Origin of the sequence: Blautia sp. BIOML-A1 (assembly GCF_009883055.1) — a bacterium.
Taxonomy (GTDB): Bacteria; Bacillota; Clostridia; order Lachnospirales; family Lachnospiraceae; genus Blautia_A.
The window spans coordinates 1-7,166 of the sequence record NZ_WWVR01000075.1 but is presented as its reverse complement, the minus strand read 5'-3'; the positions used below and the strand labels follow the sequence as shown (position 1 = coordinate 7,166).

Sequence of the window (7,166 nt, the reverse complement as noted above, 5' to 3'; positions counted from 1 at the left end):
CTTTATAGGAAACTGCTCCTACGGAGCACTCTTGAATGAAAGATGCCCTCCGGTAGGCGGGCATACTAAAAGGACGGTTGTGGTTTAAAAGATATAAAAACCTTCTTCGCCAAAATCGTCATCATTGATATCATCAAATTCGTGAAAAAAGTAATCCATATCCAGAAGTTCATCGTCGCTCATAGAACGAACTTCAGCAGAAGTCATGCCTTCCGGTGGATTTTTTATATATTTTTCTCTAAGTTCCTTTGCAAGCTGGGCTTCTGTAATGTATTCGATGGTGACTACCTCCGTTTCATATTGATACAGAGATTGTATCATGAAAGGGAAGATTTTGGAACAATGGAGGGAGAACGGCTACGGTGTTTCCGCATAACTCTTTCATATAATTCATGCAAAGGAACTGGCTTATGTCTGTAATAAAGCTTAAGAAACAGCATAATTTCACCACAGACGGGGCATTTTAAAGGGTCATATCCAAAAGAATGCAGGATGCAGTCGCGCCAACGATTGAAGGAAAGAAAGATCCAGTGTTTTTCTTTTGAAATTGCCCGATGCAGTTTCAGATCAGATTTACGATGTCTGGCATAGAGTCCGTAATAACGAATCATTTTAAAATGTTTTTCCGGGATATGCTGAGTGAGCATAGAGATAAAGTCAAGTACAGGAACAGTTTCGGTAATCAGCTTTTCATCTTCATGACGGTTGTAATGAAAAGTAACAAAGTCGCCATCGTAAGAATCAATACGAGAAGCTGCGATGACAGGGCGGCCAAGATAGCGACCGATATATTTAATGACTTTGGATGGTTCACATTTATTCGGAAGTGCACGGACATAGAAACCATTTTTATGATTGGCGTAGATAGAGGATTTCACTTTTTTAAAGGAGTCTCCAAGTCTGGAGTGAAGTTCACTTAAAAGAGCGGTCTGAAAAGAATCACGAAGGAGTCGGTAGTTAAAATGGTCAACCTTGCGCCAGGGTATAGAGGCTCCAGCACCGCCTTCAGAGAGAAGACAGTGAATGTGGGGATTCCATTTAAGATCACGTCCAAAAGTGTGAAGGACACAGATAAAACCAGGGGTAAAACGCTGAGATTTATTGATCTTGAAAAACATACGGGAGATTACACTGTTGACGGCTGAAAAAAGGCAGTTTAAAAGGGAACGGTCTTTTAAGAAAAAAGGGCGGAGTTCTTCGGCAATGGTGAAAACACAATGTCTATGAGGAGTTTTTATGATCTTAAAGGACATAGAAGTAGTGCGGTCAATGGAGTATTTATTGCCGCAGGTCGGGCAAAAACGACTTTTGCATCGAAAGGGGACAAATTTAAGATTACCGCAGTGTCCACAACCGTACATAGCACCACCAAAAGAGGGATTCCCACAATTGATCATTTTATCAACATTTTCGATAACGGAGTCACGAGGATGCTGGAGATAGATCATTTCTTCATAATGTTCTTTGAAAATTTTTTGTAGTATATTCATAGAACCATTATGAAGTATTTTAAATAAAAAAGAAACCCCTTATCCCCTCATGAATGAGGGGCAGGGGAGCTGAAGTGTCGAAGACACTTTTTTACATGAGAAATAAATTATTCTGTTGTATTGCGGCGAATTAATATAGGTGTAATCTGTTTATGGATGGGTTCACCCAATGGTTTGGGAACACGCTTTTTCTGTTCCTCCATCTGCTGGACCAGAAGATCCATGGCAGTTTTTGCAATCACATCGATCTGCTGTCCGATGGTTGTGATCGGAAGGATTGCCTCGCTGGCAATCGGAGAATTGTCAAATCCAACAATCTCGTAAGTGGAAGGAAATGTCCCGTATTTTTGGAAAATTAAATTAAGAAACATATTAGCATAGGTATCGTTCGCAAGAAAGATACCTTTTTTTTGATCGGGGTATTTTGATTCTATCTTATTGAAAATCTCTCGGATTACATCTAAAAGCTCATGATAAGAATCACCTTTTACACTCAAATCTATATCATATGGCNTTTTGCATCGAAAGGGGACAAATTTAAGATTACCGCAGTGTCCACAACCGTACATAGCACCACCAAAAGAGGGATTCCCACAATTGATCATTTTATCAACATTTTCGATAACGGAGTCACGAGGATGCTGGAGATAGATCATTTCTTCATAATGTTCTTTGAAAATTTTTTGTAGTATATTCATAGAACCATTATGAAGTATTTTAAATAAAAAAGAAACCCCTTATCCCCTCATGAATGAGGGGTAGGGGAGCTGAAGTGTCGAAGACACTTTTTTACGTACCTCTATGTTGTACTTGAGGATGGATACTCAGTAGATGACATCATTGACGATGTACAGTCTTGTCTGGAACCATATATGTTTCCAGTTGAAATATTGGCAATCGATGAAAGACCTTTCTTCCACTTTAAGACAAACCGCATTGAACTGTCTAAAGAACTGAAGAAAAGAAAGTATGATTGCTAAATATACCTGGTGCTGTGACAGACAGTAATAAGCCAGATGAAACTGTAAACCAAATAAAAAAAGAAAGAAGGAGATAATATGAGTAAAAAACCACACTCAGGTCTGAAACGTGCACTGGCATGGATGCTGACGGTAGCTATGATGGCTCAGGGTTGCATCGTATATGCGGACGACTTCACCAGTGAACCGGATGCGGCGGTTGTTGAAGAAGCAGCAGTTTCTGAAGACGTTGACACAAGTGCAGACAGCGACCTGGAATCTGCTGATGAAGGAGAAGATACATCAACAGAAGCAGATGTTCCGGAGATCAGTGATGAGGACCTCGACACAGAGGTAGTCGCAGACGATCAGCAGGATACTGATGAAGGTTCAGAGGCGCCTCTGTTCTCTGACGGAAGCGAAGAAGATGCAATTGTTTCTGATGGTGCAGAAGCAGTTGGAGATGATACCGCAGATATCGGTGCTTATGAACCAAGAGAAGGTGACGTAGGAACTTTTACTGTTGCCGGAAATGATGTCTATGAGTATCATAGATACAGAACAACTGATGGAAAGTATTCTGGAAAATATCGATTTGCTGTGGCAAATTATCCGGTGAACAATGCAACAATAACTATGGCTCCGTATGAAACAAGACAGTTTGTAGTTCAATCACTGGTAGCAACTAACTATAAGACAGCTACAGACGATGTAACAACTACACAATGGTGGAAGGATTATTCCAGAAATCCAAGTTATTGGCCACACTCAACTATAAAATGGGCACTTACAGAAGGTAGTGATCATGCCTCTATCTTTGGAGAAACAAATCCAGTTGTAACTATTAGTGCTTTTGAAGAAGGCGATGTTACACTTACTGGAACATGGACAGGATATAACTGTAATACTTCAAGCAAAAAATATAAAGCATGCGAATTAGTAGTTACTTACAAAATTCATATTACACCAGCAGTAGGTAAAGTGAATTTTGGTGACAAGTTTGTGTTAAGTGGTTCTCCTACCTCTCAGGATATCATTGATAACTCAGTATTAACAGAAAGCGACTCATGGGGAGAAGACAATGCCTATACCGATTTTGCTGCAACAAGAGATGAGAGCGGCAAGATCAAAGCAGGCATGAAAGAATGTACAATGAGTTACAAAGCTTATCCAAGTAAGGGTCAGGGAACAATCAATCATAATTATTATGTTGATTTTCATGAAATGATAGGTAAAGAACTGAATACTACTGCGATTTCACCTGATGAAAGAGCAAAACTGCAGGAAACTTTCAGAAGAGATGTTAGTTTGCCGGCACCTGGTATTTATGTCCAGACTCCGGATCCAGTTAGTATTCCGAAGAAGGGCGACTATACATTTATTACTACTCAGGCCTTTAACGGTGGAAATGGCGCAGTATCATCTCCGGCTTATACCTATAAATTTATGGATGATTCTGCAAGTGAATATGCAGATGACTCATCTGTGATCACTGCTACAACAGCCGATAAGGGAAAAGTAAAAGTTACAGCTTTGAAGCCTGGTGCTACTTCTATGAAAATTATCTACAGTTATACGGATAAGACTACAGGAGAAGAGAAAACAGCAGAATCCAAACCTATTCGGATTACAGTCAATGGTATTGTGTTTGATGAACCAGCTACCATAACACTGTCAGCTGACGAAGCCAAAGACTACAAGATCAAATATAAACTGTTTGATTATAGTAAAGAAAACCCGGATGTAACAACATCCATTCCAGAAGAAGATATTGTATGGTCAATTGATAACAAAGCAATTGCATCTATCAGTACAGATGGTGTGATTCGTCCTAAAAAAGAGGGATCTGCAACTGTTACATTAAAAGCTACAATTAACGGATATCAGGATACAGCTACTCAGGGTGTTACAGTGACTTCTACCGGTGGTAGAATTTCTTTAAATAAAGATTCTCTTACAATGACCAAGGGCAGCAGCCAGTCTCTTACTGCAACTGCTTATTACAATAATCAGAAAGTTTCAGATGCAGTATTTAACTGGGCAACTGACAATGATAAAGTTGCAACTGTAGATGGTGGAAAGATTACAGCGGTTGGATATGGTAAGACTGTTATCACCGCATCCTGGAAAGCAGAAAATGGAACTACATATGCTGTAAAAGCAGACGTAGAAGTGGTACAAAATGGAATTGAACAAAATCGCTGCGCGATGGCCTGCCAAGGCTGTGGCGCAGTTTTTCTTTCTCTAAATCAAAAAGCAGTGGAAACCAAGTCCTAATAGTAGTATTGTTAAGTCACCACAACCAACAATCAAACAGGATCGACATTACCACTGCCTATGACAAGATTAACACCTTATCGCTTAATTAGCAAGCGGTTTTATTATTCCAATGCACCTCCATATAAGCAGTGATACCTGAGATTACTGACTTTACATGGAGGATTTATTATGTACGAAAAATATTTATTACAGCTTGAAGAGGCCGGAAAGATCCGTAACCTTAAAGAGCGTTCTATCGATTGCTACAAAAACTATGTTTCCTATTTCCTTAACTACATGGGAAAGAACCCGGAAGAACTTACCTGTCAGGATGTCAGAGGTTTTCTTCTTGCCCGGAAGGACGATGGACTGAAAGCAACCACGCTTAATCTTTATAATTCTGCCATCCGTTTTTTCTATCGGAATGTACTTCATGTTCTGTGGGATGATATCACCGTTCCTCGCATGATGATAGAGCACAAGCTCCCTACCGTACTTTCTGTTGATGAAGTAGAGCGGCTTCTTGATGCTACGGATGACCTGAAATATAAAGCCATGTTTGCCACCATGTATTCTTCTGGAATGCGGGTCTCCGAAGTGATCCATCTTCACTATGATGATATTTCCCGCACTAACATGCAGATTCATATCAGGGATACAAAGAACCGGATGGATCGTTATACCATTCTGTCTGAAAGAAACCTTGCGCTTCTTACGGAATACTGGTTTCGGAAAGGAAGGCCAAAAGGCATTCTGTTTCCAAATCAGTTTACAGGACAGTATCTTACCGTAAGTACACTGGAACAGGTGATCCGCCGTTCTGCAGCGGCTGCCGGGTTATCCGGTGTCACACCCCACTGCCTCCGTCACAGCTTTGCCACTCATCTTATGGAGCAGGGAGTGGAACAGCGGAATATTCAGGCATTGCTTGGACACCGTGATCCGAAATCCACAGAAGTTTATCTTCATGTCAGCAACAAATCCCTTATGGGCATCCGTAGCCCTTTTGACAAAAAGGATAGTACAGTCAATGGATAAACCCACAGTACAGGATATTTTTCACCGTTTTTATCCGGCATACCTCGATCAGTATTCACCTTCCCCTGTACAGGCAAAGGTTGCACATAACATCATGAACTGTAAAACCGGTGCCTATGGTGCAAATGTATGTATATGTGAGGATTGTGGTTCCGTACAGATTCATTACAATTCCTGCCGCAACCGCTGCTGTCCCATGTGTCAGGCCGTTCCCAAAGAGATGTGGATGGACGCACGCAGGGAGGATGTCCTTGATGCTCCCTATTTTCATCTGGTTTTTACTGTTCCCGATCTTTTAAATCCGGTCATTTACAGCAACCAGAAGCTTCTTTATGATACCTTATACCATGCAGCTTCTGCAACCATCAGCGAACTGGCTGCCGACCGGGAACATCTCGGTGCAAAGGTTGGATACATCTGCATCTTACATACCTGGGGCTCTGAAATGAATTTTCATCCCCACATTCATACCATTCTGCTCGGTGGCGGTCTGACCTCTGACAATCAATGGACGGACAAAGGAGAAAATTTCTTCCTTCCCATTCAAGTCATTTCCAAAGTGTTCCGCGGAAAATATCTGGAGGAGCTGAAAAAACTGTGGGAAGAGGATCAGCTGGTTTTTCATGGTACTGCCGAAAAGTTCCGTAACCATTATGAATTCAAGGAACTCCTGGATTCCTGTTATGGTACGGACTGGGTCCCTCATTGTAAAAAAACTTTCAATGGTGCCGGGTCAGTAATTGATTACCTCGGCAAGTATACTCACCGTATTGCTGTCAGCAATCACCGTATTATCCGCATGGATGATGATACCGTTACATTCTCAGTAAAGGATTACCGTAATGAGGGGCAGTGGAAGGAACTGACCATTTCCGGTGTGGAGTTTGTCCGGCGGTTCCTCATGCATGTACCACCAAGGCGTTTTGTCCGTATCAGGCACTATGGGCTGCTGTGTTCCCGTACTAAGAATCAGAAGCTCACTCTTTGCAGAAATCTCCTTGGATGCAAGAAATATCTTTCAAAGCTTCGTAACATGGAAATGCCGGAAGTACTGGAACATCTTTACGGCATCAAAGTCTGTGTGTGTAAAGCATGTGGCGGACATCTTGGAAAACCGCAGATGAAAATACCGCTACGCTGCTAAAGAGCAGCTTCCATACTTTCAAATGCCTCAGTTTCTGAGGTTTTATTGTCATGCCTATTTTCCGGGAGTCCATGAATTATTGTAGCTTTCATACTGAAAATCCTATATACTCATGAATGGGAACAAAGAATTGAAAGTCCATAGTATACAGCTAACAGGACGCTCACTTTGTTCAATTAGGTCAAATCGCAAATGGTGTAAACGAAGGGGCAGTTCTCTGCAATGTCAAAACTGCTTTTTCGTTTACACCATCAGCGATTGTAACCTAAAGAATTT

Annotated in this window: 5 protein-coding genes and 2 pseudogenes; 3 read left to right on the top strand and 4 right to left on the bottom strand. The window is 41.2% G+C overall.

The genetic code is table 11. The features are described from left to right. Window positions 1–84: 84 nt before the first annotated feature. From GT674_RS17205 to GT674_RS18130, 4 genes and pseudogenes are all read right to left on the bottom strand, one after another. On the bottom strand, window positions 85–321 hold the full coding sequence (locus GT674_RS17205; protein ID WP_154315249.1) for a hypothetical protein: 237 nt from the start codon (window positions 319–321) through the stop codon (window positions 85–87). Continuing rightward, entirely contained in the window at window positions 318–1,490 is a 1,173-nt protein-coding gene (locus GT674_RS16595; protein ID WP_154315248.1) for an IS91 family transposase, read from the bottom strand. Before GT674_RS16595 ends, GT674_RS17205 begins: the two co-directional genes overlap by 4 nt. Before the next feature lie 107 nt (window positions 1,491–1,597). Then, a pseudogene (locus GT674_RS16590) lies at window positions 1,598–2,002 on the bottom strand (substrate-binding domain-containing protein); the annotation flags it as partial. Window positions 2,003–2,008: 6 nt separating this feature from the next. Further along, window positions 2,009–2,188 (bottom strand): annotated as a pseudogene (locus tag GT674_RS18130) (transposase zinc-binding domain-containing protein); the annotation flags it as partial. A gap of 360 nt (window positions 2,189–2,548) precedes the next feature. Between GT674_RS18130 and GT674_RS16585 the strand changes: the two are divergent. The 3 genes from GT674_RS16585 to GT674_RS16575 all read left to right on the top strand — a co-directional run bounded on the left by GT674_RS16585 (window position 2,549) and on the right by GT674_RS16575 (window position 6,890). Beyond that, entirely contained in the window at window positions 2,549–4,726 is a 2,178-nt protein-coding gene (locus GT674_RS16585) for an Ig-like domain-containing protein (RefSeq protein WP_161286666.1), read from the top strand. 171 nt (window positions 4,727–4,897) lie between these two features. Then, window positions 4,898–5,746, top strand: coding sequence for a tyrosine-type recombinase/integrase (locus GT674_RS16580; protein WP_161286665.1), 849 nt, complete (start codon window positions 4,898–4,900; stop codon window positions 5,744–5,746). Next, window positions 5,739–6,890, top strand: coding sequence for an IS91 family transposase (locus GT674_RS16575; protein WP_161286664.1), 1,152 nt, complete (start codon window positions 5,739–5,741; stop codon window positions 6,888–6,890). Before GT674_RS16580 ends, GT674_RS16575 begins: the two co-directional genes overlap by 8 nt. Window positions 6,891–7,166 lie beyond the last annotated feature (276 nt).